Source organism: Phenylobacterium sp. (assembly GCF_016124325.1).
Lineage (GTDB): Bacteria > Pseudomonadota > Alphaproteobacteria > Caulobacterales > Caulobacteraceae > Phenylobacterium.
Genome location: NZ_WGNY01000015.1, coordinates 58,912 through 84,379, shown reverse-complemented (window position 1 = coordinate 84,379; position 25,468 = coordinate 58,912). Strand labels below are relative to the sequence as shown.

The following is a 25,468-nucleotide window of genomic DNA, read 5'->3' as shown; positions in this document are numbered from 1 at the left end:
GATCTTCTCGGCGCCGTCCGAGAGGTCGTTCGCGGCGATGACGTTCAGGCCGCTCTCGTTGATGATCTTCTTGCCGAGCTCGGCGTTGGTGCCTTCCAGCCGCACCACCAGCGGCACCTTCAGGCCCACCTGCTTCACCGCCGCCACGACGCCCTGGGCGAGGATGTCGCAACGGGCGATGCCGCCGAAGATGTTGACCAGGATCCCCTTCACGTTGGGGTCGGCCATGATGATCTTGAAGGCCGCCGTGGTCTTGGCCTCGTCGGCGCCGCCGCCGACGTCGAGGAAGTTGGCCGGCTCGGCGCCGTAGAGCTTGATGATGTCCATGGTCGCCATGGCCAGGCCCGCGCCATTGACCATGCAGCCGATCTCGCCGTCGAGGGCGATGTAGCTGAGGTCGTACTTGGAGGCCTCGATCTCCTTCGGGTCCTCTTCGCTCTCGTCGCGCAGCGCGACGATGTCCTTGTGGCGGAACAGCGCGTTGGAATCGAAGCTGACCTTGGCGTCGAGCACCCGCAGCTGGGAGCCCTCCTTGTCACTTGGGGCGGTGACGATCAGCGGGTTGATCTCGAGCAGGCTCATGTCCTTGGCCAGGAACGCCTTGTAGAGCTGGGACAGCAGCGTGCGGGCCTGCTTGGCCAGGTCGCCCTTCAGGCCCAGAGCGTCGGCCAGCATCAGGCCATGGTGCGGCCACACGCCGGTGGCCGGGTCGATCGCGAAGGTGGCGATCTTCTCCGGGGTGGAGTGGGCCACTTCCTCGATGTCCATGCCGCCTTCGGTGGAGGCGACCACCGAGACCCGGCTGGTCTCGCGGTCGACCAGCAGAGACAGGTAGAATTCCTTGGCGATCGCGGCGCCTTCCTCGATGTAGAGGCGGTTCACCTGCTTGCCCCGGGGCCCGGTCTGGTGGGTGACGAGCACCCGGCCCAGCATCTCGGCGGCGTTGGCCTTCACCTCGTCCACCGACTTGACCACCCGCACGCCGCCCTTGGCGTCGGGGCCCAGCCCCTCGAAGCGGCCTTTGCCGCGCCCGCCGGCGTGGATCTGGGACTTCACGACGAAGACCGGACCGCCGAGCTTCTTCGCGGCGTCCACCGCTTCGTCGACCGAAAAGGCGGGGTACCCGCGCGGGACCGCCACGCCGAACTCCGCGAGGACGGCTTTGGCTTGGTGTTCGTGAATGTTCATGAGGCCTTGGGGCGCTTCCTGAGGCTCGCCCCTACGGCGAGTGACGCGGCTTATAGGCAGGGGCTCCTGCGATGACAACCGCGTGAGGCGGGATTCGCTTCCGAGCCTGACCCAAGGGCGCCCCGAGGGCGCCGGAGGGGCTCAGGCGGCGTGATCGAGGGCTGCGGTCGCGCGCCGCTCGAGCTTGCCCCAGCCCACGCGCGCGCCATGCAGGGCCGCGCCGATCGACTTCACGACCACATAGTACATGAGCTGGCGGTAGCCGAACCGCTGCACGGGCAACCACACGAGGTCGCCCCAGGGCGCGCGTCGCTCCAGGGCCATGCCGATGGCGCCCGCCGACAGGTCGAGGAGGATGAACGCGGCCCAGTACTCGAGGCTGCGGATCAGGTCGTCGGGCGACCATTCGGTGAAGTGGTAGGCGAAGCCGTAGATCGCCGAGATCAGCCCGCCGACGATGGCCAGGTCCACCAGGGGGGCGATGGAGGTGAGCGCGATCTGGAACAGCCAGATCTGCGGCAGGGCCACGAAGCCGAGGACGGGCCGCCTGGGATTGAACAGCGCGGCGCGATGCTTCCAAAGGCACTGCAGCGTGCCGAACGACCAGCGGAAGCGCTGCTTCAGGAGGCCGCTCACCGTCTCCGGCGCCTCGGTGTAGGCCCGCGCCTCGGGATCGAAGCGAACGGTCCACCCGGCGCGCTGCACCGCGATGGTCAGATCCTGATCCTCGGCCAGGGTGTCGGCGGGATAGCCGCCCAGCTCGGCCAGCGCCGAGCGCCGCCAGGCGCCCACGGCGCCCGGGACCACCGTGACGGCGCCCAGCGCGGCCAGAGCGCGGCGCTCCAGGTTCTGGGCCGTCACGTACTCCAGCGCCTGCCAGCGGGTGATCAGGTTGCGGCGGTTGCCCACCAGCGCGTTGCCCGCCACGGCGCCCACCTTCGGGTCCACGAACCAGCGGGCCAGCCGGGCCAGGGTGTCCGGCGCGAAGAGGGTGTCGGCGTCGAGCGCCACCACGACGTCGCCGCGGGCGTGAGCCAGCCCGCGGTTCAGCGCCCGGGCCTTGCCGCCGTTCTCGAAGGTCATGAGGGCGACCCGCGGCTCCGTGCTGAAGGCGCCGCGCACGATGGCCGAGGTGGCGTCCGACGAACCGTCGTCCAGCACGAGGATCTCGAGGTTGGCCCAGTTCGACGCGAGGATGCGGCGCACCGAGGCCTCGATGACCTTCTCCTCGTTGAAGCAGGGGATCAGCACGCTGATCAGGGGGCCGGCGGCCGGGTCGAGGTCGGGCGGCGCCCGGAAGCGCGCCGCGTGGATCAGCGCCAGCACGCCGAGGAACATCAGCCTCGCGACGCCGAGCGCGATGGCCGCGATGAACAGCGTGCGCAGTACGTCGTCCGCGGTGTGCAGGAAACCGAACCCGATCCGGTCGAGCAGCAGCTCGACGGTCCCGCGATCGGCCGGCGGCATCGCCTGGGCCGGCGTCATGCCCGCGAGCTCCGCGATCGTCACCAGCCGGTAGCCGTGGGCCCGGATGGCGTCGATCAGGGCCGGCAGCGCCTGGACCGTGCGACTGCGGTCGCCGCCGGAGTCGTGCAGCAGCACCACCTGGCCGGGCCGCACGGTGTCGGCGAGCCGGCTGATCGTGGTGTCGACGATGTGCTTCGGGTCGGGCTTCTTCCAGTCGTCCGGGTCGATGCGCAGGCCGACGGCGATATAGCCCTGGGCCTGGCCGTCGAGCAGGGGCGCGACCTCCTGGGGCGTCGAGGGCTCCGCGTCGCCGAAGAACGGCGGGCGGAACAGGCGCATCGAGCGGCCGGTGATCGTCTCGAACAGGCGCTGGGTCGCCGACAGCTCGACCGAGGTTTCGGCGACCGGCGTCTCGCCGATGTTCGGATGGGTCCAGGTGTGGTTGCCCACGTCGTGACCCTCCGCCACCTCGCGCGCCACGAGTTCCGGGAACTCCGACATGTTCTTGCCGATGACGAAGAACGTCGCCGGCGCATGCTTGGCCTTGAGGATGTCGAGGATCTTCGGCGTCCATCGGCCGTCGGGGCCGTCGTCGAAGGTGAGCGCGACCAGGCCGGGCCGCGCGCCATAGCGCTGGATCACGTAGGAAGTGGGGTTGGCGTCGTAGGTCTCGGCCGACACGAGGCCGGTCGCCGGGTCGACGTCGATCGTGCGATGGCCGCCGTGCGGGATGTCGGTGACCTTCAGGACCTCGCCCGTGCCGTTGAAATCGACGTTCTCCCCGGGCGGCAGGTTCGACAGCTGGCGGGTGGCGAGCTGGCCGTAGGCGTGGCGCAGGAGCGTCCAGTCCAGCGGATCCTCACCGCCCATGCGCCAGAGCGCGTAGCCCCGGGGCCGGAACCCGTCGGCCACCCGGAGCTGGTTGTGGAGGGTCGCCGCATCGAGGAACCAGACTTCGTGGCGCGCGCCCGTCTCGTCCTCGTACGCGAAGGTCGGATTGAGCGAAGCCGGATCCATGGCCGCCTGCGCGCCGGAGTCGTGGGCGATCTGGGTGGCCTCGGCGTAGGTGACCGCGGTGGCGCGTCCCGGATGGCCGGGCCGGGGCAGGGTCCAGTCGTAGCCATAGGCGCCCAGGGCCACGACCGTGCGCGCCGGATCGAGTCGGCTCAGCCGGTCGGCGAGCTGGCTCTGGAACCAGTCCTGCCCGGCGGGCGGGCCGGGATCGCCCGTACCCCAGTGCTGGTCGTAGGCCATCAGGACGATGGCGTCGGCGGCCCGCTGAAGCCGGACGAGGGGCCAGGAATCGTCGGCGAAGGGCGCGGTGACCCACACCTCGCGGCCCAGCGGCCGCAGCCTGGCGACAGCTTCGGAGATGAACGTCGGGTAGGCGGCGATGGCGGCCGGCGACAGGTTCTCGAAGTCGAACACATAGCCCGCGAACCCCTGGTGCTGAGCCAGCGTCGCGAGCTGATCCAGCATCGTGCGGCGCGCGGTCGGATCGGTGACGATCCGGTCCGCCTCCGGGCCGTTCCACACGCCGTCGCGGGCGTTGTAGACGGCGGGCAGCAGCGACGGCGGCGTCTTCGCCCTCGCGATGATCGCGCGCGCCTCGGGATCGTGGGTCACGTCCAGGCGGCCGTCGGGCGTCAGGCCGATCCATTGCGGCGAGACGACATCCAGCTGATCGACGTGGGCCTTCAGCGAAGCGCGCGAGGTTTCGTCCCAGGACACGTAGAAGCCGACGGCCAGCGGATGGGCGGCGCCTCCGTGAGCGACGCCGGAGGGATGGGGAACCCGCTTCCAGGCCCGGCGGCCCTTGAGGTGCTGCGCCGTCTCGACGTGCAGCGCGCGCAGGACGTGAGGGTCCTTCAGCGACAGAACCGGCAGCTCCGGCGCGAACGCCAGCGTCGCGAAGAAGGCGGCCGATACCATCAGCACAAGCGCGGCGAGGAGGCCCCACGCCAGCCGCACGCGCCGGGCCCGCCGGCCGCTGGGATCATGGAAAATCAGATCGGCCATCGCCACGTCCGCCCGCCGCAGGGCCATTCGGTCCGGCGTCTAGGCAGGGATCGTGGCCGAACCGAGACATTGGCGCGGCCCAAGTCAGCCGAAGAACATCTGCCACAGCGCGCGGCCCGGCAGGAACGCGATGAAGAAGTTGATGGCGAACCCGCCGTAGAAGAGGCCCATCATCGTGCGCCGATGGCGGGCCACGTCATGCCGTTTGGCCCAGATCACGCCCAGCGGGAGGATCAGCAGCACCCAGGCGGTGAAGAGGTGAAGCAATGACCACTTCCCGTGGTTGAGGCTGGTGATCAGCAGCGACGATCCGGCGGTCACGCCGACCAGGCCGACCCACGTCCATCCGGCCACCCGATGGAACACGCGCCCCTTGCGTGCGGTCATCAGGACGCCGCCCAGGACCAGGGCCGCCACCGCGACCAGAACGTGGACCTTGATGGCCGGCGACAGCCTGTCGAACAGGGCCATGTCCGGCGCGTGGAGCCGGCTCTTCATGGCCAGGGCGAAGAGGGGCCGCCACAGCCCGCCCAACGCCACGGCGATCACCAGCGCGACGATGGCCATGCCGGCGGCGAACCGGGGTCCGAACCCGAACTCGCGGCGGGCGGGCGTTTGCGAAACCAACGACATCCTTTATCTCCGATCGTGTGAGGGCGCGGGTCGCCGCGCTCCGGTCGAGCTGGGACATGACGGCGATCGTTCAGGGCCGCGAGCGGAGATGCGTCGGGTGACGTCCGTCCTTCGCCAGTCACAAGGCCGCGTCGTTCGCGCTTCGCGAATGGCGCGGATCACGCGGTCGATGCTGCTGCGGATGCTGGGCGCCGCAACCCTGATCTCGCTGTTCGTCACCCTTCTCGGGCCGCTCCATGCGACGCCGCTGCAGTGGGCGGCGCGCGCCGGAACGAACCTCTTCTACGGTTGGGCCGGCTGTCTGCTGGGCCTGGCCTGCGCCCGCCTCGTCGCGCGCACCCGCATCTGGGATTTCGGGGCGATCCCGTCCGGCGCGGCCACGGGTCTGCTGATGATGCCGGTGATGAGCGCGGTGGTCTGGACCACCAATACGCTGGGGGCCGGCCGGCCGCCGCCGTTGTCCGCGCTTCCGGAAATCCTCTGGTACGTGACCCTGATCTGCATCGGCGTCTCGTCGCTGGCGATCCTGGTCGGCCGGTCCCGCGCCCTCGCCACCTCGGCCTCGGCGACGCCGCCGAAGTTCCTCGAACGCCTGCCGCTGAAGCTGCGCGGGGCCGAGGTGTGGGCGGTGGAGGCCGAGGACCACTATCTGCGGCTCCACACCTCCAAGGGCCAGGATCTGATCCTCATGCGCCTGGCCGATGCGATCGCCGAGCTGGAGGGCATCGAGGGCGCGCAGGTGCACCGCTCGTGGTGGGTTGCGCGCGACGCCATCGCCGACGCCCGGCGCGGCGACGGGCGCGCGGTGCTGACGCTGAAGGACGGCTCCGAGGCGCCGGTCAGCCGCACCTACGCCGGCCTGCTGCGCGAGCGCGGCTGGATCTAATCCCCGCCGGGACGAAGTGTCCGGCCGCGAGGGGATTGGCGCCGCGCCGGAATGACCGCAATCTAGGCCTTGGGAGAGAGTTTGGGGGCTGGGGCCGCCACCGGCGTGGGACCGCCGGGCAGGGCCGACCCCCGGGCGTCGAGGGACCTGTGCTTCAGGGGCCCCGGGGAATGACGTCGCCACCATCACCGCAATCGCCATCGATCCGTCCGGGCCCGGGCCGCCGCGTGGTGCTGGCTGGCGTCGTTGTCGCGGCGGCCCTCGGCGTGGGCCTGGGCCTGTGGGCGCGCCCCGGCCTCGATCCCGAGCCGGTCCCGGCCGCGGTCGAAGCTCCGCCCGAGCTCGAATCGGCCCAGCCCCTGCAGATCGTGGTCGACGACCGCCCGGCCCCGCTCGGCGCGCCGCTGGTGGTGCTGCCGCCTTCGCGGCCCGTGGCCCAGCGGTTCGCGGGCGCGGCCGAATCGGCCAGGCCGCCAGGGTCCCTACCTGTCGTCGTGCTCGCCCGGGCCGAACCCGAAGGCGGCCCGCCACCGAAGGCCAAACCCCCGCCGCCGCCCAGGATCGTCGTGGCCAAGGCGGAGAAGCCCCCGGCGCGCCCGAAGCCCGCGCCGGTCCGCGTGGCCAAGGCCGAGAAGGCCGCCCCCAAGGCGCCTGGGGCCGCGAAGGTCATCAAGGCCAAGGCGAAGGCGCCTGTCCGCAAGAAGCCGATCCAGGTCGCCAGCGCCGAGTCGCCGAAGCGGGCTCCGAAGACCGCGGCGAAGTCCCGGCCGGCGAAGGTGGAGCTCGCCTCGGCCAGGCCTCCCCGCAAGGCGGCCGCGCGGGCGGAGGCGCCGCGACGGGTCGCCCAGGCCGATCCCTGCGCCCTGCCAGACCGCGCCGAGGCGATGGTGTGCGCCGACAGCCGGCTGTCGGCCCGCGACCGCCAGATGCGGGCGGCCTACCGCGAGGCCGAGGCCGCGGGGGTCCCGACATCGGCCCTGCGCCGCCAGCAGGTGCGCTGGCTGGCCGCGCGCGAGGCTGCGGCGCGCGAGGCGCCGTGGGCCGTGGAGGACGTCTACGTCGCGCGCATCGCCGAGCTGAAGGACCTGGTCGCCGACGCGCGCGAGAACTGACGGATCAGCCCAGCATGTCCTTGACGGTGTCGCGCTCGCCGACCAGCTCGTCGTTGGTGATCTTGATCTTCGACTTGGCGAAGTCGTCCATCACATAGCTCTCGACCACTTCGTAGCCGGTCGCCGTCGACTTCACCGGCATGCCGGCCCAGACGCCGTCGGCGAAGCCGTAGCGGCCGTGGCTGGCCACCGCGACCGAGTGGATCGCGCCGGGCGTCGCCAGGTCGCGGACGTGGTCGATCAGGGCGTTGGCCGCCGAGGCCGCCGAGCTCTGGCCGCGGGCCTCGATGATGGCTGCGCCGCGCTTGCCGACGGTGGGCAGGAAGTCGTTCTCCAGCCACGGGCGGTCGTTGATGACGTCGGCCGCCGCCTTGCCGCCAATCTTGGCGTGGGTGAAGTCGGCGAACATCGTCGGGCTGTGGTTGCCGTAGATGAACAGCTCGGAGACGTCGGTGATCGGCACGCCGGCCTTCTTCGCCAGCTGGGCGCGGCCGCGGTTCTCGTCGAGGCGCACCATGGCGGTGAAGCGGTCGACCGGCAGGCGCTTGGCCTGGCTGGCGGCGATCATCACGTTGGTGTTGCAGGGGTTGCCCACCACGGCGACCCGCGCGTCGTCGGCGGCCACCTTGTCGATCGACTGGCCCTGGGCGATGAAGATTTTGCCGTTGTCCTTCAGGAGGTCGGCGCGCTCCATGCCCGGCCCGCGCGGCTTGGAGCCGACCAGCAGGCACCAGTTGGCGTCCTTGAACGCCACGTCCGGGTCGCCCGTGAGGATCATGTCCTGGACCAGGGGGAAGGCGCAGTCTTCCAGCTCCATGGCCACGCCCTTCAGCGCCTTCTGAGGCCCTTCGACAGGGATTTCGAGGAGCTGCAGGATGATCGGCTGGTCCTTGCCCAGCATCTCGCCCGCGGCGATCCGGAACAGCAGGGCGTAGCCGATGTTACCGGCCGCGCCGGTGACCGCCACGCGGATGGGCTTCTTCGCCATGAGGCTGCTCCTTTTCGAATTCGCACGGACCGGCGTCGATCCCGTCGGATCGACGCCCATCTCTGATGGGCGCGCGTCCCGGGCGCAAAACCGGCCACCACTTTGGCTGGACGCGCTCCTAGCCGGTTGACCGCGGCGCTGCAATGCCGCAGGCGCGAAGAGACATGTTCGAGCTCGATCCGGCCTTCGTGGCGACCTCCCAAGCCGTGGGCGACCTGGCGCTCTGCCACGTGCGCCTGCAGGCCGACGCGCGCTGGCCATGGCTGGTGCTGATCCCGCGCATCGGCGGAGCCCGCGAGCTTGAGGATCTCTCGGTCAACGACCGCATGGCGCTCATGGAGGAGGTTGTCCGGGCGGGCGAGGCGGTGCGCGCCGTCGGGGCCGCGACGGGGTGGCCGGTCGCCAAGCTGAATGTCGGCCAGTTGGGCAACGTCACGCCCCAGCTGCACGTCCACGTCGTGGGCCGCCGGCCCGGCGACGCGGCCTGGCCGGACCCGGTCTGGGGCGTGGGGACCGCCGAGGCCTACCGCGCCGAGGCGCTGACCGCGGCCCTGGCCGCCGCCCGCGCCGCACTCCGAGTCTAGGGGGTCCTGTGCAGGCTCACGGCCTCGCCGCGGCTTCCGTCGGTCAGCCGCCCGCGCCAGCCGCCGCGCTCGGCGTGCAGCACGGCGGTGCGGCCGCCGAAACGGATGGTCAGCTCGCGCTCGCCGGCCTCTACCTGCTCGACGAAGCCCGACGCGCCCTGGCCCGGCGGGCGGCGCAGGTCCCGCCACGAGCCTTCCACCACGCCCTCGTGGTCGGCGAGCTGCAGGGCGTAGAGGGCGCCGCCCGCGCCGGCCAGGGTCCAGCCGCCGTCCAGCGGCCCCTGGAAGCCCTGGGCGGCGGCCATGGAGGCGCGGATGCGGTCGTCATAGGCGAGGTCGGCCGGCGAGGGCGGCCCGTCGGGCGTGCGGCCGGTCTGCTGCACGTAGAAGCCGCTGGTGGGCGGTTCGCGGGCCGCGCCCCGGAGGATGGCGTCGATCGGGTCGGCGGATTCCTGGGCGACCGCGGGGGCGACCGCGGGCGCGGCGCCGGCGAGCGCGACGATCAGGACGATGGCCGCGCCGCGCCGTTTCATCCGCCGGAGCGCTCCGCGATCGCCTCGGCCACGCCGATGAGCCGCTTCGCCTCGGCGTAGTGGAGCCGCTCGACCATCCGGCCCTCCACCTTCAGAACCCCGCGTCCGACGGCCTCGGGCGCCTCGAAGGCGGCGACCACCGTGCGCGCCCACGCGACAGCGTCGGCCTCCGGCGTGAAGGCGCGATTGGCGGGCTCGACCTGGGTGGGGTGGATCAGGCTCTTGCCGTCGAAACCGAAGCCGGCCGCCTGGGCGCACTGGCGCTCCAGGCCCTCGGCGTCGGCGATCTCGTTGAACACGCCGTCGATGATGGCCAGGCCGTGGGCGCGCGCGGCCATCAGGCTGAGCGACAGCGCGGTGACCAGAGGCTCGCGCGCGACGGTCAGCGGACAGCGCATCTCCTTGGCTAGGTCGTTCGAGCCGATCACCCAAACCTCGACCCCGTGCTCGCGCGAAGCCGCGCCCAGGGCGTCGAGGCGGAACATGGCCGCGCAGGTCTCGATCATCGCCCAGAGCGGGACACCCGGCCCCAGCGCCGCGCGGGTGGCGGCCAGATCCTCCGGCGCCGAGATCTTGGGGACCAGCACCGCGTCGGGCCGGACCTTGGCGGCGGCGGCGAGGTCGCCGGCGCCCCAGGGCGTGTCGAGCCCGTTGGCCCGGATCACCACCTCGCGCCCGCCGAAGCCGCCGGCCGCCACCGCGGCGAGCGCGCCCTCGCGCGCCTCGGCCTTGGCGTCCGGCGCGACGGAATCCTCCAGGTCGAGGATCACCACGTCGCAGGCCAGGCTGCGGGCCTTGTCGATAGCCCGGGCGTTGGACGCCGGCAGGTAGAGGGCGCTGCGTCGAGGTCTGGCCTGGTTCATGTGCTGGTCGCGGCTCCGTCACGCCTTGGCGGCGCTTCCGTCTTAGCGTTTAGGATAGGCCCATGGCCACACGCCCGATCCGCTACGACGCCGGCGCCAAGAACGTGCTCGGCGAGGAACTCGTCCCCTGTTCGCTTGATCCGGTCACCGGCTTCTTCCGCAACGGCTGCTGCGAGACCGGCCCCCACGACGTGGGCATGCACACCGTCTGCGCCGTGATGACCGCCGAGTTCCTGGAGTTCTCCAAGGCGGCGGGCAACGACCTCTCGACGCCGCGCCCCGAACTGGGCTTTCCGGGCCTGAAGCCCGGCGACCGCTGGTGCCTGTGTGCGCCACGCTGGAAGGAGGCGCTCGACGCCGGCGCCGCGCCCCGCGTGGTGCTCTCGTCCACCCACGAGGAGACGCTCGCGATCGTGCCCCTCGGCGTGTTGAAGGACCACGCGCTGGAGGCCTGAGGGCTCAGCCCAGCGGGTATTCCGCCTCCAGCCGGTAGTGCGAGCCCTCGCGGCCTTGATGGCTCGAATAGAGGCCGAAGCGGTCGATCGCGATCGGCGGGCTCTTCAGCAGGTTGTTGGCCTGGACCCAGCGGGCCACTTCGACCGGGTCGGGCCGGCGCGTGTAGGCCAGGGTCACGTGCGGGCGATAGCGGCGCTTCTCCGGCTTCAGGCCGGCGCGGCGCGCGGCCGCCTCGCAGGCCTCGGCCAGGCGCGATAGCGCGGGGTTCTCGGCCACCCCGGCCCAGACGGCGTCGATCTCGGCGCCCTCGCCGAACGATCCGGCGCCGGCGAGCTCGATCGCGAACGGCTTGCCCGACACCCGCGTGAGCTCGGCGTCGAGGTCGTGGGCCACGTCCTCGCGGATGTCCCCGAAGAAGCGCAGGGTCACATGCAGCGCCTCCAAAGGCCGCCATTTGGCGCCTCCGACGCCGCTCTGGCGGGCCCTGAGGGCGATGCCGATGTCGTCGGGGACGGCGAGGGCGGCGAACAGGCGGATCATGCGGTTCACATAGCCATTCGGCCCCCGATGCGGCAGAGGCCTTGCTTAGGTCACAGAGCGCAACGATATTTCGGGGGCGTCCGATTTGCGACGCGTGGAAAAGGGTCAAGGCTCTCATGAGCGACTTCAACCGCGGCTACGCGCGCTCGGTCCCCGCGGACCGCGCCGACATGTCGGTGGACGCGGGCCTCCGGAGCTTCATGCTCGGCGTCTACAACAAGGTGGCGCTGGGTCTCGTCCTTTCGGCCGCCCTGGCCTACGTCACTGGACAGGTGGAGGCGGTTCGCCAGCTTCTGTTCCGTGTGGCCGTCGGCCCCAACGGCGAGACGTTCTACGGCGGCTACACGCCTCTGGGCATGATTGTCGCCTTCGGTCCGCTGGTCGTGATACTCTTCAGCGCGTTCGCGATGAAGAAGGCCAGCCCCCGCAGCTCGGGGATCGTCTACTGGACGGTGGTGTCCTTGATGGGCGCCAGCCTGGGCGCGATCACCATGCTCTATACGGGCGCGTCGATCGCCTCGACCTTCCTGATCACCGCCGTCGCCTTCGGCGGCCTCAGCCTTGTCGGCTACACCACCAAGAAGGACCTGACTGCGTTCGGCAGCTTCCTGATGGTGGGCCTGATCGGGATCGTCATCGCCTCGATCGTGAACATCTTCCTGATGAACTCGATGATGAACTTCATCATCAGCGTGCTCGGCGTGCTGATCTTCGCGGGCCTCATCGCCTACGACACCCAGCGCCTGAAGATGACCTACTATGATCTCGGCGGGAACGACACGGCGCTCGGCGTGGCCACCAACTACGGCGCGCTCAGCCTCTACCTCGATTTCATCAACCTGTTCCTGTTCCTGCTGCGGCTGTTCGGCGATCGCCGCTGACCCGTTCTGCAGTCCTGAACGAAGCGGCCCCGGCGGTTCCCCGCCGGGGCTTTTTGTTTCGGGCTTTCTCTTCGGGGCCTCGTCCAGAGCCCGTCAGGGTGAAGTGGAACCGGTTCACCTGCTCGGACGGGCGCTCAACGCCTGAAGATCGGGCCTTCTCGTCCGGATCAAGTGATTCCACTTGATCCGGGAAGGCTCTAGCGTCGCGGCGATGTTCGACGCCGACCTCGCCTATCACGCCCGCCAGCGGCCCCGTGCGCCCGCGCTGATCACGCCGGGCCGACGGGCGAGCTACGCCGAGCTCGACGCGGCCGTGAACCGCTTCGCGAACGGGCTGCTCGGGCTGGGCGTCACGCCCGAGCGTGGGGTGACGGCCGTCGAGACCGGCTCGGCCTATCATCGCCATGTGCTGCTGGCGGCCTTGGCGCGCCTGGGCGTCGCGACGACCTTCCCCGACGATCCCGCGGCCGATCTGCGGCTGAGCGATGGGCCGGGCGAGCCGGACGAGAACATCCTGCGCCTGACCGACGAATGGATCGAGGCCGTCGAGGCTTCGCCGCCACTTCCGCCGCGTCCGCCCGCGCGTTCGCCGGAAGGTCTCGCCCGCGTGCTCCGCTCGGCGGGCCCCGGGGCCGGCATGCGTCGGGTCCCGCTGAGCTGGGCGATGCTGGCCGCGGAGGGGCGGCGCTGTATCGTGGCGTATGCGGCGGGACGTCAGGGAACCTGGGTGCTGCCCGCCGTCGCGGAACCCGGCCGGACCTATCTCCAGACGGCCCTGGCCTGGTCGCTCGGCGCGGCCTTGGCGGTCGATTTTCCACTCGCCGATACGCCCGCGCTTCTCGAGAGGGAGGCGCCGGGGTTGCTGGTCGTGACGCCGCACCAGCTGCGCTCGCTTCTGACGGTCCTGCCATCGGCGTTTCGGCCGATCCCCGACCTTCGCATCCTCGTGACCGACGCGGGTCTGCCGCCCGCCGTGACGCGCGAGGCCCGCCTGCGCCTGACGCCGGACGTTCAGGTCATCTACCACACGCCGGAGACCGGACTGGCCGCGTCCGGGCCCGCGTCCCGGCTGGAAAATACGCCGGGCGTGGCGGGGTGGCCCGTCCCCGGGGTGGAGATCGAGGTGGTCGACGCCGATGGCGGCTGCGTGAGGGACGGCGTCGTCGGCGAGATCCGTATCCGCAGCGACGGGACCTGCGCGGGTTATCTCGGCGCCGACGCCGCGCCGGCTGACGGCGCGTTCCTCACCGGCGACCTGGGCCGCCGCCTGTCGGACGGAAGCCTCGTCATCGCCGGCCGCCTCAGCGAGCGGATGACCATCGGCGGGGTCGTGGTCATGCCGCAGCTCCTGGAAAACGCCGCGCTGTCCCATCCGGATGTGCGCGACGCGGCGGCCTTCGCCGTGCCTGACGCTGCCGGCCGGATGGAATGCTGGATGGCGATCGCGCCTGCCGAGGGCCTGACCCGCGAGTCGCTGATCGCCCACCTCGCGCGTTCGCCCCAGCTCCTGCCGGAGGTCCGTTTCGCCTGGACCGACGCCGTGCCCCGCGACGCCGCCGGCCGGATCGAGCGCGAGGCGTTGCGGGCCCAGGTGATCGCCGCCCTGTCCCAGCCCGCGGGAGCCTGAGCCGCGATGTTCGAAGCCGCCGTCGCCTTCCATGCGCGCGTGCGCCCTCGCGCCCCGGCGCTGGTGACCCCTCGGCGTCGGGTGACCTACGCCGAGTTCAACGATGACGTGAACCGCTATGCGGCGGGGCTGCTCGCGGCGGGGATCACGCCGCAGCGGGGGATCGTCGGGGTGGATGCGACGCTGCCCTACCGCGTCCACGTGCTGCTGATGGCGCTGGCCCGCCTGGGCGTGGCCTCCACGACGCTGCGCGATGGCCGCGCCGACCTCCGGATCACCGATCGGACGGGCTCCGCCGACCCCACGGTCCTGCGGCTCGGCCGCGACTGGATCGCCTCGGTGGAGGGCGCGCCGGCCGTGGAGGTCCCCTCGGCGCCGCGCGAGCCGGAGGGCCTCGCCCGCGTGCTCCTTTCGTCGGGCTCCACCGGCGAGGCGCGACGCGTGCCCCTGAGCTGGCGGCGGATGGAGGCGCGGAACCTCGGCGCCCTGGCCGCCTACGCCTCGGGCCGTCTCGGGGTGTGGGCGGTCCGCACCGGCGTCGATTCCTCCCTGGGCTACAACCTGGCGACCCTGGCGTGGTCGATGGGCGCGGCGGTGGCGGCCGATCACGGGGCGGCCGACCTGCCCGTCCTGATGGAGCGTCAGCCGACCGGGCTGCTGGGGCTCACTCCGCTGCAACTGCGCGAGCTGCTCGACAACCTGCCGGCCGGCTTCGAGCTGAAGCCCCGGTGGCGGGTCGTGGTCACCGGGGCGGTGCTGGCGCCGGCGCTCGCCCGCGAAGGCCGCCAGCGCCTCTCGCCGGACATGCACGTCATCTACGGCGCCACCGAGGTCGCGGGCGCCGCCGTGGGCCCGGCGCAGCGTGTCGAGACGACCCCCGGCGCGGTCGGCTGGCCGGTTCCCGGCGTCACGATGGAGGTGGTCGGCCCCGACGGCCAGCGCCTGCCCGACGGCGAAACGGGCGAGATCCGCATTCGGAGCGACAGCGTCGCGGAACGGTTCCTCGACGATCCCGAGGCCACCGGCGAGGCGTTCCGGGACGGCTTCTTCCATTCGGGCGACGTCGGCCGCCGCCTGCCCGACGGAAGCTTCGTCATCGAGGGCCGGGCTGACGACCGGATGAACCTGGGCGGGATCAAGATCATGCCGAGCGTTCTCGAGAACGCGCTCATCGAGCACCCGCAGGTCCGCGACGCGGCCGCCTTCGCCGTGCCGGGCTCGGACGGCGCCGACGAATGCTGGGTCGCGGTCTCGCCCGACGGCGAGGTGACGCGGGAGTCTCTGTTGCAGCACCTGCGGCGCGCCGGCGTCCGCCTGCCGCCGATCCATTTCGCGTGGTCCGAGTCGATCCCGCGCAGCGATATGGGGAAGATCGATCGTCAGGCGCTGCGCGCCCAGACCCTGGCCGCGCTCCGCAAATCCGAGGGCCTCTAGCCGCTACTCGACGACCGAGAACCGGCCCTTGTCGAAGAAGCGCAGCACCTGGTCCAGGTCGTGACCGCGGCGCAGCACGTGGCCGCCCTGGCCGACGACCGCCCAAGCGCCCTGCCGGCGCGCCAGGGCCGGGCGCTTCTCGATGCGATAGAGCGGCGCCTCGCTGGTGCGGCGGAAGACCGAGAACACGGCCGCGTCGCGCAGGCCGTCCATGCCGTAATCGCGCCATTCGCCGGCGGCCACCATGCGTCCGTAAAGGCGAAGAAGGCGCTCGAGCTCGCGCCGCTCGAAGAATACACCGACCGGTTGCGGGGCCGCGTAGCTTGGATCGAAAGCCATCGAACGCCAGCCTAGTATGAATTTTCTGCGTCGGGCCACAGGAAATCGCGGCCCCGTGATCGCCCGGCTCCGCCGCGAAAAGACCCCAATTCCGCCCAGCGCTCGCCGAACCCGCCGATGATATTGTCAGGGTCGGTCGGTGGGATCGTCGCTGGTCTTGGCCCTGAACAGCCCCCCCAGCCCCCACGATTGGCGGCGAACGCCGGCCGACGCCCTCCAAGTCCCACGCCTACGCCCGCGCGGTCGCTCTCCAGCCGCGCGGGTTTGCGTTTGCGCGGCTCAGGATTTCGCCTGCGCCAGGCCCAGCACCTTGCCCCCGTGCGGCGCCTGCACGATCACCACGGTTCTCAGGCCGTCCTCCGGCGCCGCCGGCACACGGTAGGCGTGCGGCCGCCCGCGCCAGGTTCCCAGCCGCTTGATCTGCCGCACCACATTGGTCTGCACGACCGTCTCGCCGCGATTGTCGCCGGCCTTGACCACCGTCTCGGCGTCGCGGGGGTCGTATCGGATCAGCCACACGTCGGCGCCTCCGCGGGCGACGCGGCCCGACCCCACGTCCACCCGGTGGCGGCCGACGAAGCGGATGTCCGGCGGGTTCCACGGCGCGTCCGCGGCGGCGCGCACCAGGCGGTCCACTTCCGCGGTCTTGAGGCCCTGGACCTCCTGGCCGCCGTCGATCACCACCTGCGGCGTGTAGGGCTCGCGCAGCTTCAGGCGCTGGACATAGGCCCGCTGCCGCTCGGCGTATTCGGGCCGGGCGAAGGTGTCGGTCCAGCCGAGGTAGTCCCAGTAGTCGACCGAGTAGGTGAGCGCGAGCACGCCTGCGCGGTCCGCCAGCTTGCCCAGATAGGCGTTGGCGTCGCGGCAGCCGCCGCAGCCCTGGGCGGTGAACAGCTCCACGAGAACGGGAGACTTGGCGATCGCGCCGGCGGGCGCGGCCAACAGGATCAGGCTGAGGAGCGCGGCCGTCCGCATCGCCCCGACTTACGAGGCGTTGAGCGGGCTGTAAATCTCAACAAGGCGTGAGCTAGAGCCTTCCCGGATCAGGTGATTGCACCTGATCCGGACGAGAGGGCTCCATCTTCAAGGTACGAGAGCCCGTCCGGGCGGGTGAACCGGCGTCCGCCTCACCTTGCCGGGCCCTAGAGGCCCGCCGCTGCGAGGATCGGCCCGCCGCCGCGCGTCTGCACCAGCACGACGGACTTCAGGCCGGGCTCGGCGGCAGGGGTTCCGAAGCTGGCGGCCCCGCCGTCCCAGGCGCCCAGCCGGACCAGCCGCCGGACCACGTTGCGCTGGGGCAGGGTCTTGCCGTTGTTCTCGCCGGCCTTGACCGGCACCTGCAGCACCCGCGGGTCGTATCGGACCAGCCAGACGTCGGCGCCGCGCCGGGGGGCGACGCCGGCCGCCACGGTGATGCGGCCGCCTTCGGCCGCGATGGTCGTCGCGGGCGCCGCGCGGCCCTTCGCGATCAGATCGGCGACCCGGGCGGGGCTGTTGCCGACGCCGGCGGTGCGGCCGCCGGCCACCACCTCGGGCGTGTAGGGCGCGCCGTCGCCCAGGGCGCGGGCGTAGGCGACCTGGCGGGCGGTGAATTCCGGCCGGGCGAAGGTGTCCTTCCAGCCCAGGTGGTCCCAGTAGGTGACGTTGAAGCTGAGCGCGATCACGTCGGGCCGGTCCGCGGCCCGGGCCACGGCGACGTCGGCCGGCGGGCACGACGAGCACCCTTGGCTGGTGAAGAGCTCGAGGACGACCGGTTGCTGGGGCGCGGCCGGCTGGGCCTGGGCGCCGGACGCGGCGAGCGCGGCGGCGAGGGCGGGGAGGAGGAGGCGCTGGGTCATGATCCCTAGTACGCAACGGGCGCGGCGTAGGTTACGCCGCGCCCGCAGGTTTCTCGCGCCTGTCCGGATGGGCGGCTTACGCCGCCGGCTTGGCCAAGTTGCGCAGCACGTAGTTCAGCACGCCGCCGTTCTTGAAGTACTCGAGCTCCATCGGCGTATCGATGCGGCAGCGCACCGGGAAGCGGGCGATGCGACCGTCGCTGGGGCGGTACATCTCCACGATCAGCTGCTTGCGCGGGGCCAGGTCGGTCAGGCCGCGGATCGTGACGATCTCCTCGCCCGTCAGGCCCAGCTTGTGCCAGCCGTCCTGCGTGAACTGCAGCGGCAGCACGCCCATGCCGACCAGGTTCGAGCGGTGGATCCGCTCGAAGCTCTCGGCCACCACGGCGCGGACGCCGAGCAGCTTGGTGCCCTTGGCAGCCCAGTCGCGCGACGAGCCGGTGCCGTACTCCTTGCCCGCGAACACCACCAGCGGCCGGCCCTCGCCCTGGTAGCGCATGGCCGCGTCGTAGATCGACATCTGGTCGCCCGACGGGAAGTGCTTGGTCACGCCGCCCTCGACGTCGGGCGTGATGCGGTTGCGGATGCGGATGTTGGCGAAGGTGCCGCGCATCATCACTTCGTGGTTGCCGCGGCGGGCGCCGTAGCCGTTGAACTCGGACGGCGGCACCTGGCGGTCGACCAGGTACTTGCCGGCGGGGGTGTTGGCCCGGAACGAGCCGGCCGGCGAGATGTGGTCGGTGGTGATCGAGTCGCCGAAGACGCCGAGGATGCGGGCCTCGACGATGTCGGTGACCGGCTTGGGCTCCATCTCCAGCCCCTGGAAGTAGGGCGGGTTCTGGACGTAGGTCGAGCCCATGTCCCAGTCGTACGTCTGGCCGCCCTTCACCTTGATGGCCTGCCAGTTCTTGTCGCCCTTGAAGACGTCGCCGTAGCGGCTGGCGAACATCTTGCTGGTCACATGCTTGCGCTGCAGCGCGACGACTTCCTCGTTCGAGGGCCAGATGTCCTTCAGGTAGACCGGCTTGCCGTCCTTGCCCTCGCCCAGCGGCTCGGTGGTGATGTCGATCTGCATCGATCCGGCCAGGGCGTAGGCCACCACCAGCGGCGGGCTGGCCAGGTAGTTGGCGCGCACGTCGGGGTTCACCCGGCCTTCGAAGTTGCGGTTGCCCGACAGCACCGAGCAGGCGACCACGTCGTTCTTCTGGATCGCCTCCGAGATCGGCTCGGGGAGCGGGCCCGAGTTGCCGATGCAGGTGGTGCAGCCATAGCCCACGAGGTTGAAGCCCAGGGCGTCCAGGCTCTTGTCCAGCTTCGCGGCCTTCAGATAGTCGGTGACCACCTGCGATCCGGGCGCCAGCGAGGTCTTCACCCACGGCTTCACGCGCAGGCCCTTCTCGATGGCCTTCTTGGCCACCAGGCCGGCGGCGATCAGGACGCCCGGGTTCGAGGTGTTGGTGCACGAGGTGATCGCCGCGATCACCACGTCGCCGTTGCCGATGTCGAAGTTCTCGCCCTCGACCTTGAACCGGTCGCCCAGCGTTCCCGGCTTGGCGAAGGTGTCGCCTTCCAGGGCGGCCTTGAACTCGGCGGCCGCGCCGGTGAGCTCGACGCGGTCCTGGGGACGCTTGGGGCCGGCCAGCGAGGGAACGACGGTCGACATGTCCAGCTCGAGGGTGTCGGTGAACACCGGATCCGGATCGGTCGGCTCGCGCCACAGGCCCTGGGCCTTGGCGTAGGCCTCGACCAGCGCCACGCGTTCCGGCGTGCGGTTGGTGGCGGCGAGGTAGTCGATGGTGGCCTGGGTGACCGGGAAGAAGCCGCAGGTGGCGCCGTATTCCGGGGCCATGTTGGCGATGGTCGCCTGGTCTTCCAGCGTCATGTTGGCCAGGCCCGAGCCGTGGAACTCGACGAACTTGCCGACCACGCCCTTCTTGCGGAGCATCTGGGTGACGGTCAGCACCAGGTCGGTGGCCGTCGCGCCCTCGGGCAGCTTGCCCTCCAGCTTGAAGCCGATGACCTCGGGGATCAGCATCGGGATCGGCTGGCCCAGCATGGCCGCCTCGGCCTCGATGCCGCCGACGCCCCAGCCCAGCACGGCCAGGCCGTTGATCATGGTGGTGTGCGAATCAGTGCCCACCACGGTGTCGGGATAGGCCACCTCCTGGCCCTCGTCGGCGTTGGTCCAGACGGTCTGGGCCAGGTACTCGAGGTTCACCTGGTGGCAGATGCCGGTGCCGGGCGGCACGACGCGGAAGTTGTTGAAGGCCGACGAGCCCCAGCGCAGGAAATTGTAGCGCTCGATGTTGCGCTGGTATTCGCGCGCGACGTTGTCGGCGAAGGCCTTGGCGTTGCCGAAGTGGTCCACCATCACCGAGTGGTCGATGACCAGGTCCACCGGGTTCAGCGGGTTGATCTTGTCCGGGTCGCCGCCCAGGGCGGTCATGGCGTCGCGCATCGCCGCCAGGTCGACCACGGCCGGCACGCCGGTGAAGTCCTGCATCAGCACGCGGGCCGGGCGGAAGCTGATCTCGTGCTCGACCGAGCCACGATTGTCGGCCCAGGCGGCTACGGCCTTGAGGTCGTCGACCTGCACCGTGTCGCCGTCCTCGTTGCGCAGGAGGTTCTCCAGCAGCACCTTCATCGAGATCGGAAGACGCGAGACGCCGGAAAGTCCGGCTTCCTCCGCCGCCGGGAGGCTGTAGTAAGCGTAGGTCTTGTCGCCCACCGTAAGCATGCGGCGGGTCTTGAGGGTGTCCACGGACGCCATAGAAGGAGATCCTTTCTCTGTTCCCGGCCGCCAGCGACATACCGAGGGATCGCGCGCTATCTCAGAGACGGACACACAGCGTACGTCCCCGCGCGGCGTTCGGGCCCCCCGGCTGCGGCGGCCGCCGCGTTCATAGCTCCGGCCGTGAGCGCCGTCCATGCGCTGCGCAGCGCCGTTCGCCGAAAGCGGGGTCCGGCGCTTGATTACGACGCTGACGTTCAAAGACCTGGCGATTCGGCGCGGGGGCCGGCTCCTGTTCGACGGCGTGTCGCTGGCGTTGGAAGCGGGCCAGGCCTGCGCGCTCACCGGTCCCAACGGGTCGGGCAAGACCAGCCTGCTGCGCGCGGTGGCCGGACTGGTGCGGCTGGAGGCCGGCGAGATCGGCTTCGGCGTGACCGATCCGGTCGAGGCGAGGGGCGGCGGGCTGCATCTGGTGGGGCACGCCGACGGGCTCAAGCCGGCGCGCACGGCGCGGGAGGAGCTCGCCTTCTGGACCCGCTGGTTCGGCGGGACCGAGGCCTCGGCCCGCGACGCCGCCGAGGCGCTCTCGCTCGTCCCGCTGCTCGACCTGGAGGTCCGCCGGCTTTCGGCGGGCCAGCGCCGGCGCCTGGCCATGGCCCGGCTGATCGCCGCGCCCCGGCCGCTGTGGCTGCTGGACGAACCGCTCAGCCCGCTCGACGCGCGCTGGCGCGAGGCCTTCGGCGGGCTGATGCGCCGCCATCTCGATGACGGCGGCCTGATCGTGGCGGCGGTCCACGATCCCCTGCCGATTCCCTGCGCGAGCCTGGAGCTGGCCGGATGAACCGCCTCGCCGTCCTGATCGCGCGCGAGACGGCGCTGGCCTGGGGCCGGGGCGGCGGACCGCTGGTGGCGCTGGGGTTCTACGCCGGCGTGGCCACCCTGCTGCCGCTGGGCATCGGACCCGAGCCGGAGCGGCTGGCGGCGATCGCGCTCGGCGCCGCCTGGGTGGCGCTGGCGCTGGCCTCGCTGCTGTCGCTGGAGCGGCTGTTCGAGCGCGACTACGAGGACGGCGCGCTCGACCTCCTGGTCCTGTCGCGGACGCCGCTCGAACTCACCTGCCTGGTGAAGTGCGCCGGCCAGTGGCTGGCGACCGGGGCTCCGCTGGCCTTAGCCGCGCCGGTCGCCGCCATCGCGCTGGGCGCGCCGCCGGCTCTCGCGCCGCTGGTGCTGGCCTCGGCGCTCCTGGGCGGGATCGCGTTCGCCTTCATGGGCGGGATCGGCGCGGCGCTCAGCCTGGGCGCGCGCCGCGGCGGCGTGCTGACGGCGGTGATCGTGCTGCCGCTGTTCGTCCCGCCGGTGATCTTCGGCGGCGGCGCGCTGGATTCCTTCGCGGCTGGCCTGCCCTGGACGGGGGGCTTCCTGCTGCTGGCGGCCTATGCCGCGGCGGCCGTCGCCCTGGGACCGCTGGCCATGGCCGCGGCCTGCCGCAACGCGCTGTCTTGAGCATGACGAAAGCTTAATCCGGGCCGCCGCTTTTCCGCCTCACGCGGGGGGCCAGCCTGACCGTCGACGGGAACCCCGGAGACGACCGCGATGATGAAGTTCCTCACCAACCCGACGCCCTGGCTCCTTGGTGGGGCTGCGATCCTCCTGGCCGGCGTCACGCCCAGCCTCGCCGGAACGCCGCAGGAGGCCGAGCGCCAGGCCGCGCAGGACGCCCGGGCCGCCGAGAGCGCCGCCCGCGACGCCGCCCGCGAGGTTCGCCGGGAAGTGCGGGTCTGGCGCGACGACGACCACGCGGCGGCCGGCGCGGAGGATCGGGCCGCGCGCCTCGCCGATCTCTTGCAGCTGCGGGCCGACCAGCAGCCGGCGCTGAAGGCGTTCCTTGAGGCCACCCGGCGGGACGCGGGGCCGGACGGCGATCGCTTCGTCCGTTTCGACCGCGACAGCCAGAAGTCCACCCTGGAACGGCTCGACGCCATGCAGGCCCGGATGACCGAACAGCAGGCCGAGGTCTCGCGCCGGATCGCGGCGATCCGGTCGTTCTACGGCCAGCTCGACGCCAAGCAGCAGAAGGCTTTCGACGCCCTGCCGATGCTGATGATGGTGGGGCCGTCCGTGGGGCCGATGATGATCCCGCATCCGATGCGGATCTCCCACCAGCTTCCGGCGCCGCCCGATCCGCCCGAGCCTCCGCCTCCGCCGCATGGCTGAGCGGGACCCGTAGGCGTCTCCCCGCGTGGTCGCTAGAGTGCGCGCCAGGAGGGGCCATGTCGTACGACTATGTGATCGTGGGCGCCGGCTCGGCCGGCGCGGTTCTGGCCGCGCGCCTGTCGGCCGATCCCGGCGTGCAGGTCGCCTTGATCGAGGCCGGGCCCGACTACCGCACCGCCGACACGCCCGAGGCGATCCGGAGCCCCAACCCCAACACCGCCATCGTCGACCCGGCCTTAGCCGACTACCGGTGGGACACTCTGATGGCCAGGCGCACCTACGTGCAGGCGCCGCGCACCTACTGGCGCGGCCGTGGCGTCGGGGGGAGTTCGGCGATTAACGGCCAGATCGCCATCCGCGGCGTGCCCGAGGACTACGACGGCTGGGCGGCGGCGGGCTGTACGGGCTGGTCGTTCGCCGAGGTCCTGCCGGCCTTCCGCCGACTGGAGACCGACCTGAAGTACGGCGATGCGCCCTATCACGGCGCCGACGGGCCGATCCCGATCTACCGGGCGCCGGTCAGCGCCTGGGGCCCGGTGGACCAGACGCTGGCCGAGGCGGCGCTGGACGCCGGCTACGCCTGGGCGGCCGACCACAACGCCCCGGGCGCGCTGGGCGTCTCGCCCTACGCCATCAACAACCGCGACAGCGTGCGGGTCAGCACCAACGACGGCTATCTGGAACCCGCGCGCGGCCGCAACAACCTGGCGATCCTGGGCGGCGCCCATGTGGACAAGGTGCTGTTCGAAGGCTCGCGGGCCGTCGGCGTGCGCGTCAGGCAGGAGGGCGCCTGGCGCGAGGTCCGGGGCGCCGAGGTGATCCTCTCGGCCGGCGCGGTGCATTCGCCGGCGATCCTCATGCGCTCGGGCGTCGGCCCGGCCGCGCACCTGGCCGAGATGGGCGTCGCCGTGCGCGCCGACCTGCCCGTGGGCGAGGGCTTCCAGGACCATCCGGCGATGTTCATGCCGATCGAACTCACGCCCGCGGCGCTGTCGCCGCCGGGCTTTCGGCACACCAACGCTTGCATCCGCTACAGCTCGGGCCTCGCGGGCGCCGGTCCCGGCGACATGATGATCGTGTCCATGAACCGGTTCGGCGACAGCGCCGGGGCGCATCTGGCCGGCGACGGGCGGGTGTTCGGGCTGATCGGGGTGTGGGTGAACGAATGCCTGTCGCGGGGCGCGGTGCGGCTGTCCTCGGCCGACCCGTTCGAGCATCCGGTGGTCGAGGAGAACATGCTGGACGATCCCTCCGACCTGGCCCGCATGCGCGACGGCGCGCGGCGGCTGCTGGCGATGCGGCGCCACCCCGCCGTCGCGGCGATCGGCCGCCCCACGTGGAAGCTGTCCGACGGCGTCGGCGACGCCGAGCTGGACGCCTTCCTGCTGGCCTACAGCGGCGACGTCCAGCACGCGACCAGCACCTGCGCCATGGGCGACCCGGGCGCGGCGACCACGGTGGTCGACCCGGATTGCCGGGTGCTCGGCCTGGACGGCCTGCGGGTCGTCGACGCCTCGGTGATGCCCAGCGTCGTGCGCGCCAACACCCACCTGACCACGGTGATGATAGCCGAGGTGATGGCCGAGCGGCTCATGGCCGGCCGCGGCGCCTTGCCGGGCGGCGACGCGGGCCCTATGCGGAAGCCATGAACTGGGCGCCCGCCTTCCTCTCCAACCCCGATCGGTTCATGGCGTTCTCGCGCTGGGCGGCGCCGATGTTCGGCGTGATCGCGCTGGTGCTCGCCGTCGTCGGCCTCTGGATGGGCTTCACGGCGCCCGACGACTACCAGCAGGGCGCCACGGTGCGGATCATGTTCATCCATGTGCCCGCCGCGATCATCTGCGAGTTCATCTACGCCTGCCTGGCGATCGCCAGCTTCCTGGCCCTGGTGTTCCGGCACGTGCTGGCCGACTGCGCGGCCCAGGCCGCCGCCAGCCTGGGGGCGGGCTTCACCTTCCTGGCTCTCGTCACGGGCTCGCTCTGGGGCCGGCCGATGTGGGGCGCCTGGTGGGTGTGGGACGCGCGGCTGACCTCGGTGCTGGTGCTGTTCCTGCTCTACGTCGCCTACTTGGCGCTGCGTGCCTCGCTGGACGACGAGGCCAAGGCCTCGCGGGCCGCCGCGATCCTGGCGCTGGTGGGCGTGGTCAACCTGCCGATCATCCACTTCAGCGTCGAGTGGTGGAACAGCCTGCACCAGGGCAGCTCGATGTTCACCAAGGGCGCCCTGGCGCCGGTCTATCTCTGGCCCCTGCTGATCATGAACCTCGCCTACCTCTCCGCCTTCGGGTCGCTTTGGCTGGTGCGCATCCGCGGCGAGGTCTGGCGTCGCCGGGCTGAGGCCGCGGCCCTGCGCGCCATGGGGGCCTGACGGGTGCTGGGCAAGTACGCCGCCTTCATCGTCCCGGCGTTCGCGATCACCGGCGTGGTGTTCGCGGGCATGATCGTCGCCGCCCTGGCCCATGCGCGGCGCTGGCGGCGGCGGTACGAGGAGCTGTCCCGCAAGTAGGCGGCGGCGTTAACCCGCCGTTGACGACCAGCCGCCAGTTTGGGGCGGCCCGTTAACCATGTTTGCGCCGATCCCGTGACCCCGATCCGCCCGACAGCTTCGCCCCAGGTCCCGGCCGGCCAGGTCCAGACGCCTCAGGACCGTGACGCCGGCAAGCTGGCCGCCCAGCGGGCGTTCTTCGCCGCCCTCGGCAAGGCCGGCCCGGCCGCGAGCCCGGCGCCGGTCGAAACCGCCCAGGCCGCGCCCGCCACGCCGACGGTCCAGACCGCGGCGCCGGCCGACGCGCCGCGCAAGATTCTGCGGCCGGGCTCGCTCATCGACATCCGCGTCTAGCCGCCGGCTCGCCTGAAAGGCGAATATTAACGGTAAATTAGCCGGGAACACTCTACGCCGTCCGCAGTTTCTGTGTCGTGATCCAGGGCGGCCAACATATGAGCGGGCGGGACGATCGGCTGTACGAGGAGGCCGCGGCGCTCTGGCGCAGCCTCTATGGCGACGCGCCGCCGCGCGGGGTCGACGGGGCCCGAATCCTGGACCTGATCGTCAACGGGCTTCCCGAGGCCGACTATGGGCGGCTCGCCAGCCCCCACCTGCGGCCCGGCGCCGTCGTCTTCCCCAAGCGCTGAGTC

At 71.6% G+C, this 25,468-nt stretch carries 26 protein-coding genes; 15 read left to right on the top strand and 11 right to left on the bottom strand.

Features of this window, described 5'->3' with window-relative positions; genetic code table 11:
- The 3 genes from sucC to GC203_RS08620 all read right to left on the bottom strand — a co-directional run.
- Positions 1–1,188 (bottom strand): ADP-forming succinate--CoA ligase subunit beta (sucC, locus tag GC203_RS08630; RefSeq protein WP_293453352.1); only part of this gene is annotated, 1,188 nt, incomplete at its 3' end.
- A 141-nt stretch (positions 1,189–1,329) separates the two neighbouring features.
- Positions 1,330–4,674: a glycosyltransferase gene (locus GC203_RS08625; protein WP_293453350.1), complete on the bottom strand. Its 3,345-nt coding sequence runs from the start codon at positions 4,672–4,674 to the stop codon at positions 1,330–1,332.
- 84 nt (positions 4,675–4,758) lie between these two features.
- Positions 4,759–5,307 carry a hypothetical protein gene (locus tag GC203_RS08620; RefSeq protein ID WP_293453348.1) on the bottom strand — a complete coding sequence of 183 codons (549 nt, stop codon included), beginning with the start codon at positions 5,305–5,307 and terminating at the stop codon, positions 4,759–4,761.
- Positions 5,308–5,455: 148 nt separating this feature from the next.
- Here GC203_RS08620 and GC203_RS08615 point away from each other — a divergent pair, with 148 nt between their 5' ends.
- Complete coding sequence (locus GC203_RS08615) at positions 5,456–6,193, top strand: LytTR family DNA-binding domain-containing protein (protein ID WP_293453346.1); 738 nt, start codon at positions 5,456–5,458, stop codon at positions 6,191–6,193.
- Between the two features lie 227 nt (positions 6,194–6,420).
- Positions 6,421–7,305: a hypothetical protein gene (locus tag GC203_RS08610; RefSeq protein WP_293453344.1), complete on the top strand. Its 885-nt coding sequence runs from the start codon at positions 6,421–6,423 to the stop codon at positions 7,303–7,305.
- Between the two features lie 4 nt (positions 7,306–7,309).
- Here GC203_RS08610 and GC203_RS08605 read toward each other — a convergent pair whose 3' ends face one another.
- Positions 7,310–8,293, bottom strand: coding sequence for a malate dehydrogenase (locus GC203_RS08605; RefSeq protein ID WP_293453342.1), 984 nt, complete (start codon positions 8,291–8,293; stop codon positions 7,310–7,312).
- A 164-nt stretch (positions 8,294–8,457) separates the two neighbouring features.
- On the opposite strand from GC203_RS08605, the gene GC203_RS08600 reads away from it, so the two are divergent.
- Positions 8,458–8,877 (top strand): HIT domain-containing protein, encoded by a 420-nt coding sequence (locus GC203_RS08600; RefSeq protein WP_293453340.1) that lies wholly within the window; start codon positions 8,458–8,460, stop codon positions 8,875–8,877.
- Here the strand turns inward: GC203_RS08600 and GC203_RS08595 are convergent.
- Positions 8,874–9,410 carry a hypothetical protein gene (locus GC203_RS08595; RefSeq protein ID WP_293453338.1) on the bottom strand — a complete coding sequence of 179 codons (537 nt, stop codon included), beginning with the start codon at positions 9,408–9,410 and terminating at the stop codon, positions 8,874–8,876. The two genes, GC203_RS08600 and GC203_RS08595, sit on opposite strands and share 4 nt — an antisense overlap.
- Complete coding sequence (locus GC203_RS08590) at positions 9,407–10,273, bottom strand: CoA ester lyase (RefSeq protein ID WP_293453337.1); 867 nt, start codon at positions 10,271–10,273, stop codon at positions 9,407–9,409. The genes GC203_RS08595 and GC203_RS08590 overlap by 4 nt, the downstream gene beginning before the upstream one ends.
- A 62-nt stretch (positions 10,274–10,335) precedes the next feature.
- Here GC203_RS08590 and GC203_RS08585 point away from each other — a divergent pair, with 62 nt between their 5' ends.
- Complete coding sequence (locus GC203_RS08585) at positions 10,336–10,728, top strand: DUF2237 domain-containing protein (RefSeq protein ID WP_293453336.1); 393 nt, start codon at positions 10,336–10,338, stop codon at positions 10,726–10,728.
- A 4-nt stretch (positions 10,729–10,732) separates the two neighbouring features.
- Here GC203_RS08585 and thpR read toward each other — a convergent pair whose 3' ends face one another.
- Positions 10,733–11,269, bottom strand: coding sequence for an RNA 2',3'-cyclic phosphodiesterase (gene thpR, locus GC203_RS08580; RefSeq protein ID WP_293453355.1), 537 nt, complete (start codon positions 11,267–11,269; stop codon positions 10,733–10,735).
- 116 nt (positions 11,270–11,385) lie between these two features.
- On the opposite strand from thpR, the gene GC203_RS08575 reads away from it, so the two are divergent.
- From GC203_RS08575 to GC203_RS08565, 3 genes are all read left to right on the top strand, one after another.
- Positions 11,386–12,150 (top strand): Bax inhibitor-1/YccA family protein, encoded by a 765-nt coding sequence (locus GC203_RS08575; RefSeq protein ID WP_293453334.1) that lies wholly within the window; start codon positions 11,386–11,388, stop codon positions 12,148–12,150.
- 211 nt (positions 12,151–12,361) lie between these two features.
- On the top strand, positions 12,362–13,777 hold the full coding sequence (locus GC203_RS08570) for a class I adenylate-forming enzyme family protein (protein ID WP_293453332.1): 1,416 nt from the start codon (positions 12,362–12,364) through the stop codon (positions 13,775–13,777).
- A 6-nt stretch (positions 13,778–13,783) separates the two neighbouring features.
- Positions 13,784–15,211, top strand: a complete 1,428-nt coding sequence (locus GC203_RS08565; RefSeq protein ID WP_293453330.1) for a class I adenylate-forming enzyme family protein — start codon at positions 13,784–13,786, stop codon at positions 15,209–15,211.
- A 3-nt stretch (positions 15,212–15,214) separates the two neighbouring features.
- On the opposite strand, the gene GC203_RS08560 is transcribed toward GC203_RS08565, so the two are convergent.
- The 4 genes from GC203_RS08560 to acnA form a co-directional block, all read right to left on the bottom strand.
- Entirely contained in the window at positions 15,215–15,550 is a 336-nt protein-coding gene (locus GC203_RS08560) for a DUF2794 domain-containing protein (RefSeq protein WP_293453329.1), read from the bottom strand.
- A 279-nt stretch (positions 15,551–15,829) separates the two neighbouring features.
- On the bottom strand, positions 15,830–16,525 hold the full coding sequence (locus GC203_RS08555; protein WP_293453328.1) for a thioredoxin family protein: 696 nt from the start codon (positions 16,523–16,525) through the stop codon (positions 15,830–15,832).
- 167 nt (positions 16,526–16,692) lie between these two features.
- Complete coding sequence (locus GC203_RS08550) at positions 16,693–17,388, bottom strand: thioredoxin family protein (protein ID WP_293453327.1); 696 nt, start codon at positions 17,386–17,388, stop codon at positions 16,693–16,695.
- 76 nt (positions 17,389–17,464) lie between these two features.
- Positions 17,465–20,158, bottom strand: a complete 2,694-nt coding sequence (gene acnA, locus GC203_RS08545; protein ID WP_293453325.1) for an aconitate hydratase AcnA — start codon at positions 20,156–20,158, stop codon at positions 17,465–17,467.
- Positions 20,159–20,357: 199 nt separating this feature from the next.
- Between acnA and ccmA the strand changes: the two genes are divergently transcribed.
- The 8 genes from ccmA (at position 20,358) to GC203_RS08505 (ending at position 25,465) form a co-directional block, all read left to right on the top strand.
- The gene (ccmA, locus tag GC203_RS08540; protein ID WP_293453323.1) at positions 20,358–20,960 is read left to right on the top strand and encodes a heme ABC exporter ATP-binding protein CcmA; all 603 of its coding nucleotides are present in this window, start codon (positions 20,358–20,360) and stop codon (positions 20,958–20,960) included.
- Positions 20,957–21,622, top strand: a complete 666-nt coding sequence (gene ccmB, locus GC203_RS08535; protein ID WP_293453321.1) for a heme exporter protein CcmB — start codon at positions 20,957–20,959, stop codon at positions 21,620–21,622. Before ccmA ends, ccmB begins: the two co-directional genes overlap by 4 nt.
- A gap of 90 nt (positions 21,623–21,712) precedes the next feature.
- Positions 21,713–22,333: a Spy/CpxP family protein refolding chaperone gene (locus GC203_RS08530; protein WP_293453319.1), complete on the top strand. Its 621-nt coding sequence runs from the start codon at positions 21,713–21,715 to the stop codon at positions 22,331–22,333.
- Between the two features lie 56 nt (positions 22,334–22,389).
- Positions 22,390–23,982: a GMC family oxidoreductase N-terminal domain-containing protein gene (locus GC203_RS08525; protein ID WP_293453317.1), complete on the top strand. Its 1,593-nt coding sequence runs from the start codon at positions 22,390–22,392 to the stop codon at positions 23,980–23,982.
- Positions 23,979–24,701: a heme ABC transporter permease CcmC gene (gene ccmC / locus GC203_RS08520; RefSeq protein WP_293453315.1), complete on the top strand. Its 723-nt coding sequence runs from the start codon at positions 23,979–23,981 to the stop codon at positions 24,699–24,701. The genes GC203_RS08525 and ccmC overlap by 4 nt, the downstream gene beginning before the upstream one ends.
- 3 nt (positions 24,702–24,704) lie before the next feature.
- On the top strand, positions 24,705–24,839 hold the full coding sequence (ccmD, locus tag GC203_RS08515; RefSeq protein ID WP_293453313.1) for a heme exporter protein CcmD: 135 nt from the start codon (positions 24,705–24,707) through the stop codon (positions 24,837–24,839).
- A 75-nt stretch (positions 24,840–24,914) separates the two neighbouring features.
- On the top strand, positions 24,915–25,172 hold the full coding sequence (locus tag GC203_RS08510) for a hypothetical protein (protein WP_293453311.1): 258 nt from the start codon (positions 24,915–24,917) through the stop codon (positions 25,170–25,172).
- Between the two features lie 98 nt (positions 25,173–25,270).
- Entirely contained in the window at positions 25,271–25,465 is a 195-nt protein-coding gene (locus tag GC203_RS08505; RefSeq protein WP_293453309.1) for a hypothetical protein, read from the top strand.
- Positions 25,466–25,468 lie beyond the last annotated feature (3 nt).

Excerpts from the sequence above, each read along its gene's own strand:
- GC203_RS08625 (WP_293453350.1), bottom strand. The coding sequence starts at position 4,674 with ATGGCCGATCTGATTTTCCATGATCCCAGCGGCCGGCGGGCCCGGCGC.
- GC203_RS08620 (WP_293453348.1), bottom strand. The coding sequence starts at position 5,307 with ATGTCGTTGGTTTCGCAAACGCCCGCCCGCCGCGAGTTCGGGTTCGGA.
- GC203_RS08615 (WP_293453346.1), top strand. The coding sequence starts at position 5,456 with ATGGCGCGGATCACGCGGTCGATGCTGCTGCGGATGCTGGGCGCCGCA.
- GC203_RS08605 (WP_293453342.1), bottom strand. The coding sequence starts at position 8,293 with ATGGCGAAGAAGCCCATCCGCGTGGCGGTCACCGGCGCGGCCGGTAAC.
- GC203_RS08600 (WP_293453340.1), top strand. The coding sequence starts at position 8,458 with ATGTTCGAGCTCGATCCGGCCTTCGTGGCGACCTCCCAAGCCGTGGGC.
- GC203_RS08595 (WP_293453338.1), bottom strand. The coding sequence starts at position 9,410 with ATGAAACGGCGCGGCGCGGCCATCGTCCTGATCGTCGCGCTCGCCGGC.
- GC203_RS08590 (WP_293453337.1), bottom strand. The coding sequence starts at position 10,273 with ATGAACCAGGCCAGACCTCGACGCAGCGCCCTCTACCTGCCGGCGTCC.
- GC203_RS08585 (WP_293453336.1), top strand. The coding sequence starts at position 10,336 with ATGGCCACACGCCCGATCCGCTACGACGCCGGCGCCAAGAACGTGCTC.
- thpR (WP_293453355.1), bottom strand. The coding sequence starts at position 11,269 with ATGATCCGCCTGTTCGCCGCCCTCGCCGTCCCCGACGACATCGGCATC.
- GC203_RS08575 (WP_293453334.1), top strand. The coding sequence starts at position 11,386 with ATGAGCGACTTCAACCGCGGCTACGCGCGCTCGGTCCCCGCGGACCGC.
- GC203_RS08570 (WP_293453332.1), top strand. The coding sequence starts at position 12,362 with ATGTTCGACGCCGACCTCGCCTATCACGCCCGCCAGCGGCCCCGTGCG.
- GC203_RS08565 (WP_293453330.1), top strand. The coding sequence starts at position 13,784 with ATGTTCGAAGCCGCCGTCGCCTTCCATGCGCGCGTGCGCCCTCGCGCC.
- GC203_RS08560 (WP_293453329.1), bottom strand. The coding sequence starts at position 15,550 with ATGGCTTTCGATCCAAGCTACGCGGCCCCGCAACCGGTCGGTGTATTC.
- GC203_RS08555 (WP_293453328.1), bottom strand. The coding sequence starts at position 16,525 with ATGCGGACGGCCGCGCTCCTCAGCCTGATCCTGTTGGCCGCGCCCGCC.
- GC203_RS08550 (WP_293453327.1), bottom strand. The coding sequence starts at position 17,388 with ATGACCCAGCGCCTCCTCCTCCCCGCCCTCGCCGCCGCGCTCGCCGCG.
- acnA (WP_293453325.1), bottom strand. The coding sequence starts at position 20,158 with ATGGCGTCCGTGGACACCCTCAAGACCCGCCGCATGCTTACGGTGGGC.
- ccmB (WP_293453321.1), top strand. The coding sequence starts at position 20,957 with ATGAACCGCCTCGCCGTCCTGATCGCGCGCGAGACGGCGCTGGCCTGG.
- GC203_RS08530 (WP_293453319.1), top strand. The coding sequence starts at position 21,713 with ATGATGAAGTTCCTCACCAACCCGACGCCCTGGCTCCTTGGTGGGGCT.
- GC203_RS08525 (WP_293453317.1), top strand. The coding sequence starts at position 22,390 with ATGTCGTACGACTATGTGATCGTGGGCGCCGGCTCGGCCGGCGCGGTT.
- ccmC (WP_293453315.1), top strand. The coding sequence starts at position 23,979 with ATGAACTGGGCGCCCGCCTTCCTCTCCAACCCCGATCGGTTCATGGCG.
- GC203_RS08505 (WP_293453309.1), top strand. The coding sequence starts at position 25,271 with ATGAGCGGGCGGGACGATCGGCTGTACGAGGAGGCCGCGGCGCTCTGG.